We start from the raw sequence: 25394 nt of genomic DNA on the forward strand, positions 1-25394 counted from the left end.
CACAGTGTTCAAGTCGGCCGATAGGAACTGGTTTTCGTTCGATGATCCATCGCCGTTCCATCGTGCGGCGACAGCAAAGAGGGACGATCCGATGTCGACAGTGCAGGCCGCCGCGACCGTCATGATCGTGGATGACGACCCGGCGCTTGGAGCGATGATATCGGAATATCTGACGGGGCAGGGCATGGTTGCCCTGCCGGTCGCAACCGGCCGCGAGATGCTGAAGATACTGGAGACGAGGACGCTCGACCTCGTGCTGCTCGATCTGCAATTGAAGAACGAGGATGGGCTCGACGTGCTGCGCGAGCTGCGCCAGCGGTCCGACGTGCCGGTCATCATTGCCACCGGCCACCGCAAGGACGAGATCGACCGTGTGGTCGGCCTTGAACTGGGCGCCGACGACTATGTCACGAAGCCGTTCGGTCTGCGCGAACTGCTCGCGCGCATCAGGGCCGTGCTGCGGCGGCATGCAAGTGACTATTCGCATCGCAAGAACAGCGGCCTCACCTACCATTTCGGCGGGTGGAAACTTCGCGCCAAGACGCGAGAACTGTTCGATCCGCACGGCGAAACCATTCCGCTGACGAAGGGGGAGCATGCATTGCTGGTCGCCTTTCTGGACGCCCCGCAGCGCACGCTGGCACGCGAACACCTTTTGCAGGCAACGCGCATCCACGAGGATATCTTCGACCGGAGCATCGACGTGCAGATCCTGCGGCTGCGCCGGAAGCTCGAGGCCGATTCCAGCGCACCGAGCATGATCGTCACCGAACGGGGGCTTGGCTATGTCTTCACGCTGCCTGTCGAGCGTTACTGAACGGCGCCGTCGTCCCGCGACCCCGTGGCTTGGCGCCGCATTCGCCGTGGCAGCCCTCTGTACCAGCGCGGCGCTGTCGGCCGCCGCCGGCACGGACGAACCGATCAGTGTGGTGAAAGCCTTGGCAATCGAGCCATCGAAAGTGGCGCTGGGCAAGGTCCTGTTCAACGACCCGCGGCTGTCCGGCGACGGCGCGCGCAGCTGCGCCACCTGTCACGACATCGAGACGAACGGCGCCTCCGGCGCCCGCTTCGACCGCTCGCCGGAGGGGGCTGCGCTCGAATTCAACACGCCCACGGTTTTCAATGCCGCCCTGAGCTTCCGCCTGAACTGGGAAGGAAACTTCTCGGTGCTGCAGGATCACGCCCGGTCGCTGATCAGCAACCCGAACGTCATGGGCGGCACGATGGAGACGATCGTGCAGGCGCTCGGCGCCGATCCCGCCATCCGTGACCTTGTCGAAACGGCTTACGGCGCACCGCTCGACGAAACCAACCTGGTGGATGCCCTTGCCGCCTACCAAAGGTCCCTCGTGCTCGTCGACAGCCCCTTCGACCGATGGCTCGCCGGCGATGCAAACGCTTTGACGGAAGCGGAAAAACAGGGCTATCGGCGTTTCAAGGCGGTCGGCTGTGCCGCCTGTCATCAGGGGCGCAATGTGGGGGGAAATCTCTACCAGCGCCACGGCATCTTCCACCCGCTAACCTCCGGCGGCCCCGCACGCGTGCGCGTGCCGAGCCTGCGCACGGTCTACTATACGCCGCCCTATTTCCATGATGGCAGCGCCGAGACGCTGGACGAGGCGATCCGCGCGATGGGCCGGGCGCAGCTCGACGTCATTCTCGACGAGGACGACGTCCGCAACATCGCGGCGTTTCTCAAGTCCCTCACCGGCAGCCATGCGGGAAAATCCCTGCGGAAGGCGGCGCCATGAGAATACCGCTGCTGTTCGGCGTCTGTGCGCTGCTGCTTTTCGCCCTGACGGGCTATGCGCTGGTGGATATCTGGCGCCAGGAGATGACGCTGCGGCGCATCGGCGAGACACGCAAGAGCTTCGAGGCGGCGGTGAACGAGCTGGACACGACCGTGCTCCTGTCGCGCGCCGGCCTGCTGCGCAACTATGACGCCATCGTCGCGGCATCCGACCGGGCGATGGCCGCGCTGCGCGAGATCGACGCGCTGGACACCGACATGCCGGCCCTTGCGAGCGCGGTCGAAGCGGCCCGCCGGCAGCAGGAGGACAAGCAGGACCTGATCGAACAGTTCAAGAGCGAGAACGCGCTGCTGCAGAACTCGCTCGTCTATTTCACCGCGCTCGGCAAGGATCTGCAGCAGACCGGCGATGGCGCGCTTTCGAACACCGTCAGTGCCCTCGCCGCCGTCATGCTGGCCTTTACCCTCAACCCCTCGGACGACAACGCCGCACCGCTAACGGCCAGCATTTCCCGCCTGGCGACGCAGGCGATCGACCCATCCCATATGAAGAGCCGCGACAGCCTTGCCGCGCATGCGCAGCTCATCCAGTCCACGCTGGCGGGGGTCGATCAGCTCGTCCAGTCGGTGCTCACCCGGGCGCGCACCGCCGGCGTCAGCGACGCGGTCGCCGCCGCCGAGATCCGTCACACCTCCCTGACGCGGGCCTATCTCGTCGCCTTTTCCATCGCGACGGTGCTGGCGGCGTCGGCCTCCATCGCCATCGGCTTCCAGTTGCGCACCAAAATCCGCACCATCCGCGCCCGAAAGGAACTCGACACGATCGTCGCCGACATGACGCTGCATTCGATCAATGCCAGCACGGTCCAGTTGAACGCCATCGTCCAGGAGACGCTGCGGCGCCTCGCGGTCTGGGCGGGTGCGGATCGCGCGCGCTATGTGTCGGCCGGCATGCGCCGGATGAGCTACGATTCCATGCCGGGATCGTCGCAGGCATCCTGCGCCGCACTGGAAGCCTTCGCGCTCGCCGACGACGGCCGCGACTTCATCTATGTCCGACGGGGGCGGGCGGTGGAAGATGCCGCACTGTCGCGAGCGCTCGCGGGCGTCGATGTCGCGACATGGGTCTGCTATCGCTCGGGCGACACCCGGCGCGGCTCGTTGCTGACGCTGGAATGCCAGCGCGGCGGCTTCCACTACGGCGAGGAGGTGCTCAACCTGCTGCGCGGCCCGCTCGATGCGATATCGGATGCCATCGACCGCGTGATCCAGAAGGCCGAACAACGCGCGCTCGAGGCACGGCTCAACCAGGCACAGCGTCTCGAAGCCGTCGGCACCTTCGCAAGCGGCATCGCGCACAACCTCAACAACATCACCGCCGCGATCCGCGGCCATGCCGAGATGGCGGGCGAGACGCAGCACCGCCAGACGCTGGATCGCCATATCCGGGAAATTCTCAAAGGCGCGGACCGCGCCCATGACGTGGTCTCGGAGATCATGGCCTTCGGCCGCTCGGATGCGCCGGCACGCAAGAGCGCGGACCTCTCGGCCCTTGTCGGCGAAACGCTGCGCCTCCTGTCGCCGAGCGTACCGGCCTCTGTGCGGCTGGAGCCGGATATTGCCGCGGGGGTCACCGCCTCCATCGACGCGCGACAGATCGAACAGGTGCTTCTCAATCTGATCCGCAACGCATGGCAGGCGATCGGCGAGGGCAGGGGCGTCGTGCGGGTCCGTCTGGAAACCCGCGAGCAGGCGGGCGCGATGATCCTCAGTCACGGGACCGCCGAACCGGGACGGTATGCCGTTCTGACGGTTGCCGACGATGGCGAAGGCATGGACGAGACGGCTCAGGATCGTCTGTTCGAGCCGTTTTTCTCGACGCGCGAGGGCGGCAACGGTCTTGGCCTCGCCACCGTCAAGCGCATCGTCGCCGATCATCGCGGCGCACTCGACATGGACAGCACGCTCGGCCGCGGCAGCACTATTCGTGTCTGGCTGCCGGTCGATGCGGGCAATCCGGCCGACGGGGCGATCCCGGAGGCCGAAGGCACCGGCGAACGCATCCTGCTGGTGGGGCGCAACAAGGCGGAACGGTTGAAAATGGAGGAAACCGTGGCCGCCCTCGGTTATGAGCCGGTCGGCTTCTCGGATCCCGATCTCGCCGTCGGCACGCTGCCGGCCTTCGCCTTCGACGCTGTGCTGCTGCTCACGCGCAGGAACCATGCCGGCGAATACCGCGACCTGCTGAAGGCTATCGGCCGCGATCTGCCCGTGGTGATCGTCGGCCCTCCCGAGACGGTGCCCCAGGTCGTCGATGCGGCCGCGATGGTCGACGTCGTGCACCGGCCGATCACGCCATCGGCGCTGGCCGCAGCCCTCGCAAGAGCCATCCAGCAGCGCGCCAGCCTGAAAACCCTGGAAATGCCGCCGGCCTGAGCGCGGCGGCCGACGGCGTGACACGTCGCCTTGCGGCTTGCCCTTCGGCTGCTCCGGAGAGCATCGAGATAGTGCATTTGGCGGTGCACACGACAATCATGCGTTCTGTAAAGGCCTTCTGTCTTTCGCCTTCCTGTTGTAGAAAGCATCCTGATCGAGACGATCGGAACAACGGGGAACGATTGCGCATGGATGTGCTGACGCTTCAGAATTTTGCGGGTTGCGTCGGTCAGGCGTTTGATCTGTCCCTTGGCGAGAGCACCGTGCCGCTGACCCTTTCGGAAGCGAGGCCCAGCGCGCAGCAAATCCTTCCGGGGATGCGGCGGGAGCCGTTTTCCTTGCTGTTCCGCAGCCATTCGGCGATCGTCCTGCCACAACAGATCTACCGCCTGAAAAACATGTCGCTCGGCATCCTCGACATCTTTCTGGTCCCGGTCGCCCGCGACAAGGACGGTATCGTCTACCAGGCTGTTTTCAACTGACGGTTCATCCGGCTTCGGAGGCCGGGCCGCCAGGGCAGGGCCATGCCATGCCGATATGCGAGCCGCCGTCCTGCACCACGCGAAAACCGAGATTGCGATAGAGCGCCTGCGCCCGGGCGTTGTGCTGCTCGACGCTGAGGAGGACGGCCGTGGCGCCGGCGCGCGTGGCCTCTCGCTGAATGGCGGACAGCAACGCCGACCCCATTCCCCGGCCACGCCATTCCGGCAGCAGCTCGATATCGATGATGTGCCACTGCTCGGTGCTGCAATCCAGGTAGAGGCGGCCGACCGGCTCGCCATCACAATCGACGACAAGAAAATGTGCTTCGGGAAAGACCGCCAGATAGTGCCGGTGCTGGAAGGTGAACTGCTGGTCGAAAAAGGCGGTCTTCTGTTCCGGCGGCCAGGGCACCGCGGCAAACTCCTCGGCCCTCACGGAGCGATAAAGCGCGAGCAGGAAGGCCATGTCGCCCGACGCGGCGTGCCGCAACTCCATGCCCCCCGCCTTTATGACAGAAGGCACGGACCGGGCCGGAAAATCGGGCAGCATCGCAGCCCCTGGCACGACCATCAGCCGAAGGCCGGGAAAACACCCTCGAGGGCGATGCAATAGTTCACCGCCAGATAGGGTTGTCGGTTTTCATGCGGCTGGCCGCCTCCGGCCGGACCAAGCATGTTGGGCGCGAATTGCGCATCCGGCTGGCCATTGCTGGCCAGAGGCGTGCTCTGGCTGGGCAAGGTCAACGAGTTGCCGGCGGACGGTGTCCCTGACTTTTTCGCCGCATCACCCTGATTGTAGAGCCCGAACACATGGGCGTGGGCCGGCATTTCCAGCAAACTCAGCGTAAGACTGTTTTGCCCATAGGTCTCTCCGGCCGATCGTGGCGTGAGGCCAGGCCCGTTGCCCTGGTTGTTTGCGGTGCGGCCCGTGAAGTTCGGCAGCTGGAACGTCGTCATGCCGTTCCCGCCATAGGTCGTTCCCAGCAGCGAAAACAACGCGGTGTTTTGCTGGATCGCCAGCGTCGGGCCATTGCAGAACGCCCAGCCGCGCGGTGCGAAGGCGAAGCCGAACAGCTGGATTTCACCAATGAAAGGCTCTGTCATTTTTATCCCCTATCGTGAAACGGAGTTCGGATCAGCCTTGCGACGGATAGACACCGTAAACCGCAATGCAGAATTGCACCGTCAATGTCGGCATCGTGTTGTCGTGGGGTTGCGTATTACCGGCAACCTTCGTGGAGGACGATGACATGTTGAAGAGGGTCAGGCCCGTGACATCCGTGGCATACATCGTATCGCTGCCAAGCGCCCCCAGCTCTGCCGTCGGTTCGATGGTCTTGATATCCGCCGTCGTCGGTGTCGCGAAGAACGTGTGCGTATGTTGCGGCATCTGGTTGGGGATCAGGGTGACGCTCTCGTTGCCGGCCAGTTCGCCGGCAACATGGGGCGAGAGGCCCTGGCCCGTTCCCCAATGCATGGGGAGCCGACCGCGCAGATCGGGCACGCCGAACGTCGTCTGGCCGTCACCGCCATAGGTGGTGCCAAGCAGGTTATAGAGGGCATCATACTCCGCGATCGACAGCAGTGACCCATCACACGCCTGCCAGCCGACCGGCACACGCGCGAAACCGAACATGCGTATTTCCCCGAGAAAGGGCGTGCTCATTGTTGACCTCCGGCGGTGTGGTTCAGTTGCGGGACGGGTAAACGCCCGAAAGCGCGATGCAGAAGTTGATGACGCTGTAGGGCTGCATATTGCTATGTGCCTGTCCGCCGCCTACCGAGGTGACGGTCTGCGGCGACAGAGGCACCTGGGCCCCCGGCGTCTGCGCATAGAGAGGAACGGAATTCTTCGCAAAAAGCGCGCCAGTCGGGTTGCGGGCTGTGCCATCAGTGCTCGTGCCGTTGCCCTGGTGCGTATGGTTGGGCATCTGCGTCGACAATAGTGTCACGGTTTCAACCCCGCCGGTTTCGCCGATGTTGTAAGGCGAAGGCTGCCAGGATGGATCGGCGGATGCGCCGGCAGAGACCGGCGCGCGGCCCTGCAAATTCGGTAGGGCGAATGTGGTCGTCCCGTTGCCGCCGTAATAGGTTCCCAGCAGTGAAAACAAGGCCTGATTCTGCGCGATTCCCAAAATCTGGCCGTTGCAGAGCGCAAAATAGCGCGGTGCAAACGCATACCCACTCATCATGATCTGCCCGAGATAGTATTCGGCCATGGTTGCCCCCACCAACAATTTAACGACTTTGAATTTACCCTCACACTCACTTTCGCCCATAACGGGCATCTTGGGAAGAGTGTTTCAGTAATCTTTTTATAAGCGAATTTCCCCCTCGTCTGCGCTGCAGGGTTGTATTGTCTCGCGTTTCATGCAAGTCAATAGCCGCAGCGCTGAAGGGGCCGGCCGCAACGTGAGATTGCTCGTGGCGGATTCCATGCGCATTGGGGCGGGACGATGAACAAACAGCGACTTCACGAGTCAGGCGTTTCGCGCGGGCATCGCACCTGGCCGGCATTCTTCCTTCCATTGCTGACCTTGATCTCGCTGATCGTCCTGTGGCCGGCGACGGCGGCCCAAGCGGCCTGCTCCTCGCCCCAGACAGCGACCATAACCTCAGGCGGCACGGCGACCTTCACCTGCGCCGACTTCGGCTTCATTTCGCCGGCCAACCAGTCTCCGTCCCATGGCAGCCTGACCTTCGGGATACCATCAAATACCAATGCGCTCATCTATACTCACAACGGTGACGGAGCGACGTCGGACACGTTCATCGTCAAGGACGATTTCGCAGTTCCGATTACCTTCAACATCACGATCAACCCGTCGGCATCGCCGCTGACGGTCACGCCCGCGAGTGTTGCGACGCCGGCAATCGGCACGTCCTACAATCAGGCGCTCAGCACGACCGGTGGAACAGGACCCTATACCTATTCGCTGGTCGCCGGCAGCAACCTGACGCCCGGCCTCTCCCTTTCGTCCGGCGGTGTCATCTCCGGCACGCCGACCGGCTCGGGTCCCTACAACTTTACCGTCCGCGTGACGGATTCGACGACGCCGACGGCCAATACGCGCGACAAGGCTTATAGTGTCAACATCGCCGCGCCAGTCATCGACGTGACGCCTGATAGCCCGCCGGACGGTGGTGTCGGCACGGCCTATAGCGTGCAGTTTTCCGCAAGCGGCGGCACCCCGGGCTATACCTATACCCGCGACAGCGGCAGCCTGCCTGCCGGGCTATCCCTGTCGGCGAGCGGTCTCCTGTCCGGTACACCATCGGCGGTCGGCAGTTCGACCTTCAAGCTGAAGGTCCAGGACAGCACCACCATCTCGACCGGCGGCGTGCACTTCCTCGCGCAGGACGTGACCGTCACCATCAATGCCTTCCCGCCGGTATCGTTGACGCCGGCAAGCGGCACGGCCCTTTCCGCCGGCGTGGTGGGAAGCTCCTATTCGAACACGTCGATTTCAGCGACCGGAGGTTCCGGTGCGATCAGTTATGCGGTAACCGCCGGCGCCCTGCCGGCGGGGCTCAGCATCAACGCATCGACCGGCGCGATCACCGGCACCCCGACTGCGGGCGCGATCGGAACCGCGAATTTCACGGTGACCGCGACGGCCGCCACCAGCGGCTCGGCCGCCGCCAACTATTCGATCACGGTTGCAGCACCTCCCGTGGTGCTGACCCCGACGACAGGAACGGCGCTGACGGCCGGCGTGGTTGGCTCGTCCTACTCGAACACGTCCATTTCAGCGACCGGCGGTGTCGGAACGATCACCTATGCGGTGACATCGGGTTCGCTGCCAGCCGGCCTCAGCTTCAATACGTCGACCGGCGCCATAACGGGCACACCGACAGCCGGGGCGCTTGGTACGGCAAACTTCACGGTGACGGCAACCGCCGCGACGACCGGATCGGCCGCCGCCAGCTATTCGATCACCATCACGGCGCCGCCCGTGGTGCTGACGCCGACGACCGGTACGGCGCTTTCCGCCGGCGTGGTGGGAACGGCCTATTCCAACACCTCCATCTCGGCGACCGGCGGTGTTGGAACGGTCACCTACGCGGTGACGACCGGCACGCTGCCCGCAGGGCTGAGTCTCAACACATCGACCGGCGCGATCACCGGCACGCCGACAGCCGGGGCGCTCGGCACGACGAACTTCACGGTGACGGCAACGGCCGCGACGGCCGGATCGGCCGCTGCCAGCTATTCGATCACCATCACCGCGCCACCCGTGGTCCTGTCGCCCGCGAGCGGCGCATTGCCTTCAGGCACGGGCGGCATCGCCTATTCGATGACCATGTCGGCAACGGGCGGCGTCGGCACGATCACCTATGCGGTGACGGCGGGTGCGCTGCCGCCAAGCCTCACACTCGATACATCGACCGGCGTGATCAGCGGCGCAGCCACGGCCACCGGCACGTTCAACTTCAGCATCACGGCAACGGCCGCCACCAGTGGCTCGGCTGTGAACGCCTATTCCATAACGATCATAGCGCCGTCGCTGAATCTCTCGCCAGCGACCGGTACCGCATTGACGAGCGGCGTGGTCGGCACTGCCTATTCGGACGCCTCAATCTCGGCGAGCGCCCCCATCGGGCCGGTCACGTTCTACGCGAACCCGCTTCCGGACGGCTTGACGATCGACGCAACGACAGGCGCGATCACCGGTACGCCCACCGCGAGCGCACTCGGCACGACGACCGTCACCGTGGACGTCGAATCGATTGTTTTTGGCAACTTCGAGCAAGCCAGCTACACGATCACAATCGCCGCACCCCCGGTGGTGCTGACACCGGCAACGGGAACCGCGCTTTCGGCTGGCACGGTCGGCGTCTCCTATTCGAATACGTCAATTTCGGCGACCGGCGGCGTCGGCGCAATCAGCTACGCCGTGACGACGGGCGCGCTTCCCGATGGCCTCACTTTGAACACCACGACCGGCGCGATCACCGGCACGCCGACGGCGGCTGGATTCGGCACGGCGAATTTCACGGTGACGGCGACCGCCGCCACGGCCGGAACGACCTCGGCCAGCTATACGCTGGAAATCGAGGAACCGCCGGTGGTGCTGACACCGGCAAGCGGCGCCCTGACGGGTGGCACCGTGGGAACGGCCTATTCGGCGGCAACGATTTCGGCGAGCGGCGGACTGGGGGCCTTCGCCTACACGGTCACCGTCGGTGCGCTCCCCGACGGACTGAGCCTCGACGCAACCAGCGGCGCGATCACCGGCACGCCGACGGCAGCAGCCCTGGGAACGTCCAATTTCACCGTAACGGCAACCGCTGCGACGGCAGGTTCCAACGCGAACAACTATTCGATCACGATCGTCGCGCCGCCCATGGTGCTGACACCCGTGTCCGGCACAGCGCTGACGGGCGGCACGGTCGGAACCGGCTATTCGGATACGTCGATCTCGGCAACCGGCGGGGTGGGAACGATCAGCTATGCCGTCACCGCCGGTTCGCTGCCGACGGGGCTGAGCCTCAATGCGTCGAGCGGTGCCATCACCGGCACGCCTGCGGCCGGTGCGCTCGGCACGTTCAATTTCACGATAACGGCAACGGCCGCAACCACAGGCACGGTCTCGGCCGCCTATTCGATCACGACGGTGGCACCCCCCATGGTGCTGACGCCGGCATCCGGCACGGCGCTGACGGGCGGCACGGTCGGGACCACCTATTCGGACACGTCGATTTCGGCGACCGGTGGCGTGGGAACGATCAGCTATGCCGTGACGGCCGGTTCGCTACCGACAGGACTGAGCCTTGATACATCAAGCGGTGCCATCACCGGCACGCCGACGGCCGGTGCGCTCGGCACGTTCAATTTCACGATAACGGCAACGGCCGCAACCACAGGCACGGTCTCGGCCGCCTACTCGATCACGACGGTAGCACCGCCCATGGTGCTGACCCCGGCATCCGGCACGGCGCTGTCCGGCGGCACGGTCGGGGTTACCTATTCCAACAGCTCGATTTCGGCGACCGGGGGCGTGGGGGCGATCAGCTATGCGGTGACGACCGGCGCTCTTCCCGATGGCCTGACGTTGAACACAACCACCGGCGCGATCACCGGCACGCCGACGAACGCCGCCTTCGGTACATCCAGCTTCACGGTGACGGCAACCGCGGCGACCACAGGCACCGCGTCGGCGAATTACACCATCCTGGTGGGCGGGACGGCGGTCGTGCTGACGCCGGCGACGGGGACCGCGCTTTCGGCCGGCACAGTCGGGCTTGCCTATTCGAACACATCGATCTCGGCCGGCGGCGGCGTTGGCGCAATCAGCTTTGCCGTGACCACCGGGTCGCTTCCCGCCGGCCTCAGTCTCAATACGTCGAGCGGCGCGATCACCGGCACGCCGACTGCCGGCGCACTCGGAACGGCGACCTTCACGGTCACGGCCACGGCGGCAATCAGCGGCGCCGCTTCGGCGAGCTACACGATTACCGTGGCCGGACCGGCGGTCGTGATAACGCCGGTCACCGGCACGGCGCTTTCGGCCGGTACCGTTGGCGTGGCTTATTCGGATACGTCGATCTCGGCCGGCGGCGGCGTGGGGACCATCAGCTTTGCCGTGACCGCGGGCTCGCTCCCCGCGGGCCTCAGCCTCAATGCATCGAGCGGCGCGATCACCGGCACACCGACGGCCGGCGCACTCGGTACCGCCAACTTCACGGTGACGGCAACCGCCGCGACCACGGGTTCCGCCGCAGCAAGCTACAGCATTGCCGTCGGAGCACCGGCCGTGGTGATCACACCCGCCACGGGCACGGCCCTTTCGGCCGGCACGGTCGGCGTGGCCTATTCGAACACTTCGATTTCGGCCACCGGCGGTGTCGGAACTATCACCTACGCGGTGACGACTGGCACGCTTCCGGCAGGGCTGAACCTCAACGCATCGAGCGGTGCGATCACCGGCACGCCAACGGCCGCGGCACTCGGAACGGCGACCTTCACGGTGACGGCAACCGCCGCAACCGCGGGTTCCGCCTCCGCGAGCTACAGCATTACGGTCGCGGGAACGGCCGTCGTGCTGACGCCGGCATCCGGCACGGCGCTTTCGGCCGGTACGGTCGGCGTGGCCTATTCGAACACCTCAATCTCGGCCACCGGCGGCGTTGGCGCGATCACCTTTGCGGTGACGACTGGCGCACTTCCTGCAGGGCTGAACCTCAACGCAGCGAGCGGTGCAATCACCGGCACGCCAACGGCCGCGGCACTCGGCACGGCAACCTTCACGGTGACGGCAACCGCGGCCACCGCGGGTTCTGCCTCGGCAAGCTACAGCATTGCGGTGGCAGGGACGGCCGTCGTGCTGACGCCGGCATCCGGTACGGCGCTTTCGGCCGGCACGGTCGGCGTGGCCTATTCCAACACCTCGATTTCGGCCACCGGCGGTGTCGGAACCATCACCTATGCGGTAACGACCGGCGCACTTCCTGCAGGGCTGAACCTCAACGCATCGAGCGGTGCAATCACCGGCACACCGACGGCCGCGGCAATCGGGACCGCTAACTTCACGGTGACGGCAACCGCCGCGACCGCGGGGTCCGCCTCGGCGAGCTATACGCTTGCCGTGGGCAGCACCGCCGTGGTGCTGACGCCACCATCCGGCACGGCGCTTACGGGTGGCACGATCGGCGTCGCCTATTCGAACACCTCGATTTCAGCGACCGGCGGCGTCGGCGCGATCACCTTTGCTGTGACGCGCGGTGCCCTTCCGGCCGGCCTGACCCTCGATGCGTCGACGGGCGCGATCACCGGCACGCCGACGGCCGCCGCATTCGGTACGGCAAGCTTCACGATCCGGGCAACCGGCGCCTCCGCGGGTGCTGCGTCGGCGCGGTATACGCTGCGGGTGCGCGGACCCGCCGTCTCGCTGACGCCGGCAACCGGCACGGCGCTTTCGGCCGGCACGGTCGGGATCTCCTATTCGGAACGGGCGATCTCGGCCACCGGCGGGGTCGGCAGAATCACCTATGCGGTCACGAGCGGGTCGCTTCCGGCCGGGTTGAACCTCAACGCCGCGACGGGTGCGATCGCCGGCAGGCCGACGGCGGCTGCGCTCGGCACGGCAAGCTTTACCGTCAAGGCAACGGCTGCGACCGCGGGCTCCGCCTCGGCACGCTACACCATCACCGTGCGTGGACCTGCCGTCGTGCTGACGCCGGCCACCGGCACGGCGCTTTCGGTCGGGACCGTCGGCAAACCCTATTCGGACACGTCGATCTCCGCGAGCGGTGGCGTCGGCCGGATTGGCTATGCGGTGACGAGCGGTGCGCTTCCCGCCGGTCTGAGGATCCATGCATCGACAGGTGCGATCAGTGGCACGCCCACATCCGGCGCGTTCGGTCCGGTGACGTTCACGGTGACGGCGACGGCGGCAACGGCCGGTTCGGCCGCCGCGCGCTACACGATCACCATCAAGGCGCCGGCCGTGGTGCTGAAACCGGGATCGGGAACGGCACTTTCCGTCGGCACGGCGGGCGTCGCCTATGCGAACACGTCGATCTCGGCAAGCGGTGGCGTGGGTGCGATCAACTATGCCGTGACGGGCGGCGCGCTTCCGGCGGGCGTCAGCCTCAATGCCGCGACGGCCGCAATCACCGGCACGCCCACGGCAAGCGGTGACTTCTCCTTCACCGTCACGGCAACGGACACGGTCGGTACGAGCGGTTCGGCGGGTTATTCGCTGAAGATCAAGCCGCCGAAGGTAACCTTCGTCTTCACCCCGCCCGGCGGCGCGCTGGATGAAGCCATGGCAGGCGAAGACTACCGCCAGTCGATCACCGCACGGGGCGGAACCGGCGCACTGATCTACAGCGTCGCATCGGGCCGGTTGCCGAAAGGCCTGGTGTTGAACGTCTCGACCGGCGAGCTCACCGGCCCGCTTTCCGCCGACGCGGCCGGCACGTACAGCTTTGCCATTCAGGTGCGCGATGGCACCGGCGCAACCGGCAAGGCGACGTTCAGCCTGCGGGTGAAGCGGCGGACAGCCACGGTCATCGACCTCGTCGTCGAGGTGCCGGCCGGCGGCACGCCTGCGAATGTGTACCTCAACCGCGGTGCGACGGGTGGTCCGTTCACCGGGGCCGAGCTTGCCTTTGTCGAACCGGCCAATGCCGGCACGGCGACGATCATTCGCGGCGAGGTGGCGGCGGTTGGCGCGGCCGCAGCCCCTGCCGGCTGGTATTTGCAATACAAGCCCGATCCCGCCTATTCCGGCGAGGTACAGGTCGGCTACAGGCTGATCAGCGCGCTCGGTACGTCCAATACCGGGGTCGTCACCTACCGGCTGGCGCATGATGCGGACCAGGTAGCCGAGGACATCGACGCGCTGGTGCGCGGCTTCGTCGAAACGCGGCAGAACATGATCTCTTCGGCCATCAAGGTTCCGGGGCTTCTGGAGCGCCGGCAGATGGAGACGGCGACCGATCCGATCACCGCGCGCATGATGCCGTCGGAGGAGGGCATGACGGGCAGCCTGTCCACCAGCCTGCGGCAGATGGAGGCCGCGCGCGACAATGCCGATGGCGTGAGTGCGGCCGCGTCCTCGCCGTTCAACATCTGGATCGACGGCACCTTCCTGGCGCACAACCGGGATGACAATGACGGGCGCTGGGGCAGCTTCGCGATGATCAATGCCGGCGCCGACTATCTGCTGACGGACAAGGTGCTCGTGGGCCTGTCCTTCCACCTGGACCGGATGACCGACCCGAGCGATGCGGATGCGGAACTGACCGGCAACGGCTGGCTGGCGGGTCCCTATGCCTCGTTCGAGGTCGCCCGCAACATCTTCTGGAACGCCAGCCTGCGCTATGGCGGTTCGTCGAACGATATCGACACGGCATTCTGGGACGGCACGTTCGACACGACGCGCTGGATGGCCGACACCTCGCTCGAGGGGCAGTGGGATATCGACGAGGCGACGACCTTCACGCCGAAACTGCGGATCGTCTATTTCTCCGAAAGCGTTGACGACTACAAAGTCCGCAACGATGCCGGGGAGACGGTGGATATCGAAGGGTTCGACGAGGAGCAGTTCCGTGTCAGCCTGGGCGCGGAAATCGCCCGGTCGTTCACACTGGAAAACGGCACGCAGATGACACCGAAGCTGGGCGTGACGGGGGGCTATTCGGGCCTCGACGGGTCCGGCGCCTTCGGCTCGGTGACGGCCGGCGTGTCGTTGCAGACCGCGGACCTGTGGATGCTGGACCTGAGCCTGCTGCTCAACATCGCCGACGGCGGCGAGACATCCGCCGGCGGACGCGTGCGCGCGGCAAAGCAGTTCTGAGGCGCGCCATCCCGTCTCGACAGGTTGAGACGGAAGCGGGGCGTGTCCGGGCTGTAGCAAGGCGTTTGTCGCATCGGGTTGAGATGCGGCTGAGCTGCTTGAGCGTGGCAAAGAAGCGCGCAACGGGATTGCGTCCCTATAGCGGCCCCGTGTGCATGCATGCGGGCGCCGTCGTTCGGATTTCGGCAGAACAACGGGGCTTGCGCCTGCAGGCGGCGGCGATCGGCGAGGATGGCTGCCGGCAGGATCGGGCTAACCGAAAATCTCCCGGTGCGAAGCCGTTGTAATCATTGGCATGCCGCGCTTCATCCTTGAACCCGCCCGGCTACATCCTCGAATCGGATAAGTTCTATTATGGAACTAACCATTTGATATATAATGCCAATTTATGAAAGTTAGCCCTACGATGACCGACCTGCCCGAGGTATTTTTCAACCTACTAAAATTTGCCGCAACATCTTGGCCGAAATATTAAGCCGGCTGCGATAGACCTCGCTCCAGGATAAAGAGCACCGGAGACGAAACATGAATTCGCATACGACTCTTCCCTTGGCACAGAAGGCGCGCCTGAGGTGGGCTGTGACCGTTGCACTTGGGGTCGCTCTCACCGCAGTTCTTGGCGCGGGTGCCCAGGCGGGAGAAACCGGCAGAAAAAAACAAACGAAATCCGTCTATCTCGTGAAGTATCGTGTGGGTGGCGAAGTCCGCTACGGCAAGAACCCTGCCGGCAATGTCGTGAAAATCACCGTCGGGGAATACATGAGCAACAATTCTTATGTCTGCACGCCCAGCGGCTTCGGCAGGAAGGCGTTCTGCCGCGCTATCTAGCCGCCGAAGCAATGCCGCTTCGGCTGGAAATGCTCCAGGCACGCTCGTGCAACGACGGCCAAGACAAGACAGGCGCTGCCGTGTGTTTCGCCGGCAGCGTTTGCTTCACCGGCGCGTGGTCTTCATGCGTGCCAGTTCCTGGCTGACACGATCGCCTGCAATCAACTTGCGTGCCTCATCGGTCACCTCAGCCGGATTGTGGCTGAACACATACCATCTGCCGCCAACGGAACGTTTTTGATAAATGACGCCGTCCTTTTCCCGGTGCAGGAAACAGGTGCGTGCGGAAGAGCGCCAGTCTTCGTCGGTCCAAAGCGCATGCAAGCATAGCTTTCCGTCATTGGTTGCGAACCAGCTCCCCTCCCCATAGGACCATCTACGGCCCTGGCGAGACCAGGCGGCGAATCGCTTCCAGTCGGCAGGCACGAACCAACTGTTGCTCGCCTCGGCAGATAAGAAGCCGCCTCCGGTTTTCCACTTCCAAGTCCTGCCGGCGTACAGTTTTACAAGTGCATCAGCCTTCATCGGCGAAGCGGCCTCAGCAAGCTTCGCCGTTTCGTCGACAGGTTTGGGCTTCGAGACAGCGGCTGCGCTACCCGCCAAAAGCAGCGCAGAAAGCGCGGCGTTGATGAATATGAAGCGGATCGAAAACACTTTTACCTCCTGTTTGAACAAAAACTCCAGCAAGAAGGTTCGGGATCCTGCATCTGGAATTACGCAAGGGCGGTGATGGAGAGGCCCGGCGCTACGGATAGCGCGCGCCTCTCCCATAGTGGAGCGTCAATTCAGCGGAACGAGCGGATGGTCGGCGACACGCCAATCCGGTCGACCGACTTTACGCGGCCAAGGGTAGACCTCGAGGTCGTTGAAGTAGACGACGGCGTTCAAGGCCGGAAATTCCGTATGCGGCTTGTTGACTTCAAGAGCCCAGGCGCGCACGTAGTCGTCACTGCCGGCATAACCGAGTTCGGCGATGACGACCGGCTTTCCAAAATCCTTCACCCGATCGTAACCCGGTGTCGTGCGCTCAACGAAGGTCGTATCGCGGCCGACTTCCAGCCTGTCATAGGGTTGATAACCGAAAACCGACAGACCGATAACGTCGACATAGTCGTCACCCGGATAATAGGCCTTCAGTCCCTTCTCCCCCTTCGGCGACCACATGTACTGGGCCGTCGGCAGATGCTTTCGACACACGTCGACGACGCGCTTGTAGGCTTTCACATAGTCCGCCGGCTTCCAGAAGGCCCAGGTGAACTGGCCGTCGGCGTCCTCCATTTCCTGGGCCCAGCGAATGGTGACGGGGCTCTTCAGCTTTGCCGCTGCCGAGCAGACACTCGCCATGTTGGAATCGTATTGACCGGACAGAATGCCCGCCAGAAGATCGCCGGGACTGACGCGCCAGTCGCGCGCCCAGGACCAGGGTTCGACCGTCACGAGCAAGGCTCGCCCCCGCGCTCGTGCGTAATCGTCAGCGGCGCCGAGCGTGGCAAGATCCACGTCCTCCCAGGGAAGGAACAGATGCTCGATCTTGGAATTGGAATCGCTGGCATAGTCGCCGTGGGGATCATAGGCGCCTGGCGTCACCGCGCCAGCGTTGATAACGGGCCGCTTGTCGAGAAAACGCCCCCGGCTATCCACGTTTGCTCCCGACACGCCGCTGGCGGCGTGTACGCCCGTGGCAATGACAAGACCGCTACAGAAAACGGTAACGGCCAGTTTCAAGAGATTGGTCATAACCTCCTCCTCATCGCTTACTGTTCAGTTACGAGAGGCACACCCAGTGCAGCCTGGATCGTGTCGCGTTGTTCGGAAACCAGATCTGCGGCGATCAGCTTGCTGGCTTCATCCTCCTTCCGGGGTGTCGCGTGGCGGAAGATGTACCAACCGCCATCTGGCTCCCGTTTCTGGTAGATGGCACCCGAGGCGAGCCGGTGGGAAAAACAGGTCTTGGCAGGGAAAGCGCCCTTGTCCGTGTGCCACGTCGCCTTGAGGCACATGAGGCCCGTCTCGGTTATGACCCATCGCCCCTCGGCCCAGGTCTTGCCGGTCTCGCCATTCGACCATGCGCTGAAGCGCCGGTTCGCGTCGGTCATCATCCCGGCGCCGTTTTCCCAGCGCCAGCTCTTGTCCCTGTAGAGCTTGTAAAGCTCGAGGGCGCTCATGGCGCGCGCGCCCGCGGGCAGCGCGGAATCGTGTGACAATGCCATCTGTGCGGATCCGGCGAGCAAAGCCGCGGTAGCAGCGACCTTTGCCAGCATACGCAGACCCCGCGCATACGATAGAAAACTAGCTGTTGTCATTGGAGCCTCCTGCCATCTCGAAATATGCAAGATCCGTTTTGCGTGCGGCGGAAACGTGCAGCGCAGCAGAGGACGGCGTTGCAGTGGTGACGTCATGCCGCGCCACCGTCGGGCGACCGATGCCGGAAACGCGAAAGCCCGTTCGTTCGGCAGCACCCGGCTCGAACGCGTTTCTCAGATCGACCAGGATCTTTTGGCGCATCACGGCTTTCAGGCTCGCGAGATCGAGGTGGCGGATATCGTCCCATTCGGTGACGACGACGACCGCATCGGCGTCGCGCGCGCATTCATAGGGATCGCGATGCAGCTCGACATCCGAAAGGACCTGCCGGGCATTCTCGATACCCGCGGGATCGTAGGCACGAATGCGGGCACCGAAACGCTGCAACGTCTCGATAAGCGGGACGGACGGCGCCTCGCGCATATCATCCGTATCCGGCTTGAAGGTGAGGCCGAGGATGGCGATGGTCAGATCCTCGACGTCACCGCCCAGCGCATCCACGACCTTCAGAGCCATCCGGCGTTTGCGCGCCTCGTTCGCGGTGACGGTCTCTTCCACGATGCGCAGCGCCACACCATGGTCCTGCGCGGTCCGCAGCAGCGCCATCGTGTCTTTCGGGAAACAGGATCCCCCATAACCTGGCCCGGCGTTCAGGAAGCTCGTCCCGATCCGTTTGTCGAGCCCGACGCCGAGCGCCAGATGGCTGACATCACTGCCCACTTGCTCACAAAGATCGGCCAGTTCGTTGATGAAGGTGATCTTCGTGGCGAGAAAAGCGTTGGCGGCGTATTTGATCAGCTCCGACGTGCGCCGCTGCGTGACGACGATCGGCGTCCTGCGCAGGTCGAGGGACGCACCGTAGAGCTTGGTCAGAACGTCACGCGCACGGTCGTCCTCGATCCCGATCACGACGCGGTCGGGCTCCAGAAAATCGCGGATGGCGACGCCCTCGCGTAGGAATTCCGGATTGGACGCCACCGAGAAGGAGCCGGCCTTGCGCACCGATCCGATGATTTTCTGCACGATATCGCCGGTGCCCACGGGCACGGTGGATTTGATGACGATGACAGCGTTGTCTTCGATCAGCGAGGCAAGCTCGCGCGCGGCCATGTATACGAAGCTGAGATCCGCATCGCCGTGTCCCGCACGGGGCGGCGTGCCGACCGCGATGAACACGACCGATGCCCCCCTCACGGCGTCAGCCAGATCGCAGGTGAAACGCAATCGACCGGCCGCGAAATTTCGCTCCACGAGTTCGTCCAGACCCGGTTCGTAGATCGGAACCACGCCCCGTTCCAGGCTGGCGATCTTCTGGGCATTTTTATCCATGCAGACGACGTCGTGGCCCCAGCCAGAAAAACACGCGCCGCTGACCAATCCGACATAACCCGTCCCGATGACTGCGATCTTCATGCTCATCCCCTTTACGGCTGGCTTGCACGGCTGGCCGCGCTTGTGCGCCAGCGCGGATTGAAGATGGTACTGTGAACGTCATGGCTACCGATGCCCGCGCCGGCCACGGAAAAACGGTCGTCGAACAGGGTGAAGCTTTGCGTGCCCCAGGCGAGCGCCTCGACGCCTTCCCTCCCCCGGTCAATCATCGCGAAGCCTGGCAGGGCGACGAGGACGAGCATGTAGGTCGCAAAGGCGGGCTGAGACATGCGCACCTGATAGCGAATCCGGTTCTCCCGCGCGTGCTGCCGCAGGATCATGAACACCACGAACACGTAGAAGAACGCGTTGACGATGGCGAAGATATAGAACCCGCGCGTCTCGCCGGCATCGCGAACCAACAGCACCGGAGCAATCGAGATCAGCACCACGAACACGTATGGCGCGAGCACACGAAACGGCAGTGGATCGGCCTCAGTCGTGCCTTTGGGCGTGACGCGGAAATCGACGAACGAGCCTGTCATCCAGTCACGGAACGCCGCAAAGGTGCCGGCAAGAACCCAAGGCCAGCGGGCGAGCAGGAACAGCATCGCTTCCCAGCTGAAAATCTTGCCGTCGACGGGCCGGAACGTGCCGCTCGCGCGCCACCAGTACGCCATGATCAGGATCATCAGGGACTGCGGCATGAAGTGGAGCAGGAAATCCGGATAGGTGACGCTGACGAAATTGCGGCCGTAAAGCAAAACGACGGTCGGCAGCACGAACGTCACCGCCAGGAAGAAGGCGTAGAGCGGATACCAGAATTGCGAGAACAGAAACTGGATCTTCAGGCGCAACGGCAGGCGACCGATCAGCTTGGGCGTATATTGCAGAAGGATCATCACCAGGCTGCGCGACCATTGGAATTCCTGCGTGACGAGGTCGGCGAAGGTCCGCGGCCCGTCGCCATGCGCAATGGCATCGAGCGCATGCACGCCCCGCCAGCCATGGGCGTTCATGAAGAGCGTCGTCGAATGATCCTCGGCAAGCTCCGGCCCCAGGCCACCGATCTCCTTGAGGGCGCTCGTTCGGACCGCATAGTGGGAACCGATGCATACCGGAGCAAAGCCGCCATTGTAGCCGGCTTGCAGGGAACCGTGCATGCTGGCCTCGACATAGAGGCGGCCCCGCGCGGACCAGCTTTCGGCGGCATTGCGGTCACAGATGCTGGGTGCCGAGACATAGCCGATGGCGGGATCCGCAAAGGGTCGCAGCATGTGGAAGAGATAGTCCGGCTCGGGAATGTGATCCGCGTCGAGCTGCGAGACGAAATCATACCGTTCGTAGCCGTAATGGTCGTAGAAGAAAGCGAGATTACCCTCCTTGCAGCGCGTGCGGCGCGGCCAGGATTGGCGGTGATAGTCCATGCGGCCCTTGCGCGTCGAGACGTGCACGCCGTTGGCCCTGCACCAGGCGAGCGTTTCGAGCGTCGGATCCTCGTCGGCGAGCCAGGTGTCGTGCGGCACGGTCTGAGCCAGCATGGCGCGCAAGGTCGCGGCCACGACCTTGAACGGCTCCGACGGCGCCTTCGTGACCACCATGGCGATCCGGCTGCCGGCGGGAATCCGCAACGGACCGACGGGACGCCGCGCATTAAAGAAGACGGTGATGAAGTAAACGGGCAGAAGCGTTATCCAAGCCAGAAGCGCCGTCACCAGGAGCGCGCCGGCGAGCTGGCTGTCGCCAACGCTGGCCAGCCACCATTGCCACAAATAGACGATGCTCGCGGCCCAGAGCGCCACGCCGACGAGATATTCCACGCGCTTGCGGCCCGTGAATATCGATGCCATGAGCGGCTCGTTCCTCTCTCCTCTCGAGGTGATCGAAGCGGTCCTCATTGCCGGACCTCCAGGCCGAAGAACGGGGCGGCAGAGCGGACGATGGTGTCGAGGTCGGAATAGACCGCCTTGAAACCGATCGTTTCGGCTGCAAGCGTCGGGTCGGCATAGAGTGCCTGAGGGTCGCCAACGCGGCGCTCGCGTATTGCGATCGGCACCTTGCGGCCCGTAAGGCGATGAATCGCCTCCAGGACTTCCTTGATGGACGTGCCATGGCCCGTACCGAGATTGACGGCCAGGTTGCCGCCGCCTCCCAGCAGGTGTTCCATCGCCAGCACATGCGCACGCGCCAAGTCGGTGACATGGATATAGTCGCGGATGCAGGTGCCGTCGGGCGTATCGTAATCGTCACCGTAAACGTCGAGGACGTCGATACGGCCGGCGGCAGCCATCATGGCGCGCGGAATGAGATGCGTTTCGGGATCGTGCGCTTCACCTATTTCCCCATCGAGATCCGCCCCCGCCGCGTTGAAGTAACGCAAGGCCACATAGTGCATGTCGTAGGTAGCCGCGTAGTCGGCCAACATCTGTTCCGCGATCAGCTTCGTGCGTCCGTAGGGATTGATCGGGCGCTGGCCTGCCCCCTCGCGGATCGGCAGGCTTTCGGGAATCCCGTAGGTCGCGCAACTTGAGGAGAAGATGAGATTGCGCACGCCCGAGAGGAGGCAGGCATCGAGCAGCGACTGCGTGCCGCTGACATTGTTGCGATAGTATTTTGCCGGGTTCTCCACGGATTCGCCGACATAGGCCGACGCCGCGAAATGGATCACGGCGACCGGTTCCTCCTCCTCGATCGCCGCCCGCAGTCGCCGCGTATCCAGGATATCGCCCTGGATGAAGCGTCCCCAGCACACGGACTGCCGGTTTCCGGTCGAAAGATTGTCGTAGACGACGGGTTCGAACCCCTGCCCGCTCAGCAGTTTTGCCGTATTGCTTCCAATGAAGCCGGCACCACCGACGACAAGTACCCTTTTCCTGACCATATCAGTGCCTTCTCGAAGACATAGAACGATCCGTGCGCTCCGCGCATGGGCGGGAGCGACAGTATCGCTGCCTCACTGTTTTCGGTTCGGTTTGTCCGCCGCTCTTGCGCGATCAGACACAAAGCATTGTTTTCAATGCGTCATACGGCGCCGAAGCGGTTCTGCTTCGGCTGGAAATGCTCTAGGCAACGATGGCGAGTTCCTTGGAGACAGGCGCCAGCTGGTGCTCAAAATAGGCGATTGTCGCCTTCAGGCCCTCCGTCAGCGCAACCGTCGGCCTCCACCCCAGCGTCCGCTCTGCCACGGTGATGTCGGGCTTGCGCTGGTGGGGATCGTCGACCGGCAACGTGCGATAAACGATTTTGGAAGACGACCCCGTCATGGCGATGACCTGCTCGGCGAGCTGACTGACGGTGAATTCGCCCGGATTGCCGATGTTGACCGGTGTTTGAATGGACGTCGGGCTGTTCATCAGCCGGAAGAAGCCCTCAATCAGATCGTCGACATAACAAAAGGAACGGGTCTGGGATCCATCGCCGTAGACGGTGATGTCCTCACCCTTCAAAGCCTGAACGATGAAATTTGAGACAACCCGGCCATCGTCGGTACGCATGCGCGGCCCGTAGGTGTTGAAAATGCGCCCGATGCGGATATCGACACCGTATTGCTGGTGATAGCTGAAAAACAGCGTCTCGGCAGACCGCTTGCCCTCGTCGTAGCAGGCGCGCGGGCCGAAGGAATTGACATTGCCCCAATAGGTCTCCGGTTGCGGATGCACATGGGGATCGCCGTAGATCTCCGACGTCGACGCCTGAAAAATCCGCGCCTTGTAGTGCGCCGCAAGTTCCAGGAGGTTGAGCGCGCCCAAGACGCTGGTCATCATCGTATGGACCGGGTCGGCCTGATAATGCAGTGGCGAAGCCGGGCAGGCGAGATTGTAGATTTCATCAACCGCGAAATCGATCGGCTCGACGATGTCGTGCCGCACGAAGCTGAACGTGTCGAAGCGCAGCAGGTGGTGCAGATTTTCCATCCGGCCCGTGGAAAAGTTATCCAGGCAGATCACCGTATTACCACCTCTAAGGAGGCGCTCACAGAGATGTGAACCTAGAAAACCCGCCCCACCTGCCACAAGAACACGATGCTTGGCTTTTTTATTCATGCTCGCATTGAGAGTTTTGTACGGCATACCCACAATACTCCAAAACAACGGGGCGATCTCGCAAATACATTTCAGTACTTGCAGGGATTTTTACCTTTCATTAACTCTGAAAATGTATATATTAGCTAAATGGTATTAATACAATATCATTAAATCCGGAAACTTTTCAAATCATCCATTCCTGTGACATGAGGATTTTTGTCTACTTCTGATTTGCTCTGCTGGACGTTTTAAACCACACAACCGCGCGGCACGTGCGGCAAGTGCAGACACCAGGTCGCTCTTGACAAGCAACACCAGCGCTCTAGCTGCGAATCGATCCTCTGGAGGGAATTCAGGTGCTTGTTTTCAAATGAAAACAGCCACATGAAACTCGAAAAAATTAACGATAAAAAATCACACTATTGGATGAATCCAAAGCACGGTATATATACAATAGGCGTAGATCGACATTTAACTCTGTGCAAATGAGTATTGTTCAAAGAAGCAAGACAATACTACCTCTGCACATGGTGCCTGCCAAAGTGCATGACAGAGTAGGACGCGTACCACTGAAAACGGCGTCGGAACGAGACGTTCCAGCATTTCGGAGTAAGCAAGGTCAGGGCAATGGTCGACATTCGGTCGCGGTCGGAATTCGTCGAACGTAGGCGTTTTGCACGCGTGGTCCATGCTCCGCTGGGTGTGGATGAGATGCAAAGCGACGTGCTGGTCCCCCTGCATTTCGACACCGACACTCTACCGCCGTCCCAGCAGTTTGCGGCCTGGCAGGAATACATCTCCCCTTTGGTCGACATCCACCTGCCGGAACACGTCTATCCCAGCGACGGGTTTGTCGCCCGCCAGAGCGTCTGGAATCTGGGTGGCATGCTGATGACCAGGCAAAGCAGCCCCGCTTTCACCTATATGCGCCCGCCCGAGAAGGTGCGGCTCAGCCCCCTCGATCACTGGCACATCCTTTTTCTGCAATCCGGTCGCAGTTGGACCGAGGTCGATGGCCGCGTCGCGGAGAATGAACCGGGACTGGTGGAAATCCGCTCGCTCGGCCGCCCTTTCCGAGGGCGCAAACTGGCAACGGAATCGATGAGCCTGATTGCACCCGTCGACCTGTTTTCCGATCATGGCGGCTTGCCCACCGCCAGCAACAACATTGTCCTGGGCGGCCATCGCGCCCGGTTGCTGACGGACTATATTGCAAGCGTCGAAGCCAATCTGCCTTTCTTCACACAGGAGGATCTGCCCGGTGTCAGGGAACGCCTGCGGGAAATGGTGTTCGAGGCGGTAACGCCCCTGGTGGATCGCAATGCCGGCACGGATCACGTCTCGGATATTGGGTTAATGACACGGGCGAGGCGTTTCATCACAAGTCACATCGCCTCGCCAGACCTGACCGCCGAGGCGCTGTGCAAGGAATTGGCCATCTCCCGGACGCGGCTTTACGAACTGTTCGAGACGTCGGGCGGCGTTGCGAACTACATCCGCCGCCGCCGACTCCTTGCGGCGCACGCCATGTTGGCGGACCCGGCCGACGGCCGGAAGGTCGCGGAGATCGGTGCGGCGATCGGCATCGAATCCCCCGCGAACTTCAGCCGCGCCTTCACGCAACAGTTCGGATATAGCCCCAGCAACGTCTATAGACATGGTCTCGAACAACGAGGCGCCCATCCCCGACCGCATGGCGAAAACAATGATGAGCACGCGCTCACATTCGAAGGCATGTTGCGCACGCTAGGGCTTTTCTAACCGCGGTACATTTTTGCTATTTAGCCCCACAGTGATGGCCTGTTCCTGGCAGTAACCCGCCATTCGTCAAGCTTTCGCGCCATCTTCGCGCGAAGCTTGGAATTGAAGTTATCGGCACCCGTCCGGGCGA

At 63.2% G+C, this 25394-nt stretch carries 18 protein-coding genes; 7 read left to right on the plus strand and 11 right to left on the minus strand.

What is annotated here, in order from left to right; genetic code table 11:
* Positions 1 to 91 precede the first annotated feature (91 nt).
* From GR138_RS27595 to GR138_RS27610, 4 genes are all read left to right on the plus strand, one after another.
* Complete coding sequence (locus tag GR138_RS27595) at positions 92 to 817, plus strand: response regulator (protein ID WP_160862474.1); 726 nt, start codon at positions 92 to 94, stop codon at positions 815 to 817.
* Entirely contained in the window at positions 786 to 1751 is a 966-nt protein-coding gene (locus tag GR138_RS27600) for a cytochrome-c peroxidase (RefSeq protein ID WP_160862475.1), read from the plus strand. The genes GR138_RS27595 and GR138_RS27600 overlap by 32 nt, the downstream gene beginning before the upstream one ends.
* Positions 1748 to 4186: a DAHL domain-containing protein gene (locus GR138_RS27605; RefSeq protein ID WP_160862476.1), complete on the plus strand. Its 2439-nt coding sequence runs from the start codon at positions 1748 to 1750 to the stop codon at positions 4184 to 4186. The genes GR138_RS27600 and GR138_RS27605 overlap by 4 nt, the downstream gene beginning before the upstream one ends.
* Positions 4187 to 4374: 188 nt before the next feature.
* The gene (locus GR138_RS27610) at positions 4375 to 4668 is read left to right on the plus strand and encodes a DUF6916 family protein (RefSeq protein WP_160862477.1); all 294 of its coding nucleotides are present in this window, start codon (positions 4375 to 4377) and stop codon (positions 4666 to 4668) included.
* Between the two features lie 4 nt (positions 4669 to 4672).
* Here GR138_RS27610 and GR138_RS27615 read toward each other — a convergent pair whose 3' ends face one another.
* The 4 genes from GR138_RS27615 to GR138_RS27630 are packed head-to-tail and all read right to left on the minus strand — an operon-like array spanning position 4673 to position 6887.
* Positions 4673 to 5218 carry a GNAT family N-acetyltransferase gene (locus GR138_RS27615; RefSeq protein WP_160862478.1) on the minus strand — a complete coding sequence of 182 codons (546 nt, stop codon included), beginning with the start codon at positions 5216 to 5218 and terminating at the stop codon, positions 4673 to 4675.
* A gap of 20 nt (positions 5219 to 5238) precedes the next feature.
* A complete protein-coding gene (locus GR138_RS27620) occupies positions 5239 to 5772 on the minus strand; it encodes a phage tail protein (protein ID WP_160862479.1) in 534 nt (177 codons plus the stop codon).
* Positions 5773 to 5803: 31 nt separating this feature from the next.
* Positions 5804 to 6334: a phage tail protein gene (locus tag GR138_RS27625; protein ID WP_160862480.1), complete on the minus strand. Its 531-nt coding sequence runs from the start codon at positions 6332 to 6334 to the stop codon at positions 5804 to 5806.
* 22 nt (positions 6335 to 6356) lie between these two features.
* A complete protein-coding gene (locus tag GR138_RS27630; RefSeq protein ID WP_160862481.1) occupies positions 6357 to 6887 on the minus strand; it encodes a phage tail protein in 531 nt (176 codons plus the stop codon).
* A gap of 237 nt (positions 6888 to 7124) precedes the next feature.
* On the opposite strand from GR138_RS27630, the gene GR138_RS27635 reads away from it, so the two are divergent.
* Positions 7125 to 14975, plus strand: a complete 7851-nt coding sequence (locus tag GR138_RS27635; RefSeq protein ID WP_160862482.1) for a putative Ig domain-containing protein — start codon at positions 7125 to 7127, stop codon at positions 14973 to 14975.
* Positions 14976 to 15500: 525 nt separating this feature from the next.
* Positions 15501 to 15803, plus strand: coding sequence for a hypothetical protein (locus GR138_RS30385; protein ID WP_246200772.1), 303 nt, complete (start codon positions 15501 to 15503; stop codon positions 15801 to 15803).
* Between the two features lie 105 nt (positions 15804 to 15908).
* On the opposite strand, the gene GR138_RS27640 is transcribed toward GR138_RS30385, so the two are convergent.
* From GR138_RS27640 to GR138_RS27670, 7 genes are all read right to left on the minus strand, one after another.
* On the minus strand, positions 15909 to 16490 hold the full coding sequence (locus tag GR138_RS27640; protein WP_420853727.1) for a DUF995 domain-containing protein: 582 nt from the start codon (positions 16488 to 16490) through the stop codon (positions 15909 to 15911).
* 93 nt (positions 16491 to 16583) lie between these two features.
* The gene (locus GR138_RS27645; RefSeq protein WP_160862483.1) at positions 16584 to 17540 is read right to left on the minus strand and encodes a glycoside hydrolase family 26 protein; all 957 of its coding nucleotides are present in this window, start codon (positions 17538 to 17540) and stop codon (positions 16584 to 16586) included.
* A 17-nt stretch (positions 17541 to 17557) separates the two neighbouring features.
* Positions 17558 to 18064: a DUF995 domain-containing protein gene (locus GR138_RS27650; RefSeq protein ID WP_246200774.1), complete on the minus strand. Its 507-nt coding sequence runs from the start codon at positions 18062 to 18064 to the stop codon at positions 17558 to 17560.
* 28 nt (positions 18065 to 18092) lie between these two features.
* Positions 18093 to 19520: a UDP-glucose dehydrogenase family protein gene (locus tag GR138_RS27655; protein WP_160862485.1), complete on the minus strand. Its 1428-nt coding sequence runs from the start codon at positions 19518 to 19520 to the stop codon at positions 18093 to 18095.
* A gap of 11 nt (positions 19521 to 19531) precedes the next feature.
* A complete protein-coding gene (locus tag GR138_RS27660; protein ID WP_160862486.1) occupies positions 19532 to 21376 on the minus strand; it encodes a glycosyltransferase family 2 protein in 1845 nt (614 codons plus the stop codon).
* Positions 21373 to 22359, minus strand: coding sequence for a UDP-glucose 4-epimerase GalE (galE, locus tag GR138_RS27665; RefSeq protein ID WP_160862487.1), 987 nt, complete (start codon positions 22357 to 22359; stop codon positions 21373 to 21375). Before galE ends, GR138_RS27660 begins: the two co-directional genes overlap by 4 nt.
* A gap of 181 nt (positions 22360 to 22540) precedes the next feature.
* Positions 22541 to 23548 carry a UDP-glucuronic acid decarboxylase family protein gene (locus GR138_RS27670; protein WP_202402888.1) on the minus strand — a complete coding sequence of 336 codons (1008 nt, stop codon included), beginning with the start codon at positions 23546 to 23548 and terminating at the stop codon, positions 22541 to 22543.
* Between the two features lie 582 nt (positions 23549 to 24130).
* Here GR138_RS27670 and GR138_RS27675 point away from each other — a divergent pair.
* Positions 24131 to 25264 carry a helix-turn-helix domain-containing protein gene (locus tag GR138_RS27675; RefSeq protein WP_160862489.1) on the plus strand — a complete coding sequence of 378 codons (1134 nt, stop codon included), beginning with the start codon at positions 24131 to 24133 and terminating at the stop codon, positions 25262 to 25264.
* The last annotated feature ends 130 nt before the right edge of the window (positions 25265 to 25394 follow it).

Origin of the sequence: Shinella kummerowiae (assembly GCF_009827055.1) — a bacterium.
Lineage (GTDB): Bacteria > Pseudomonadota > Alphaproteobacteria > Rhizobiales > Rhizobiaceae > Shinella > Shinella kummerowiae.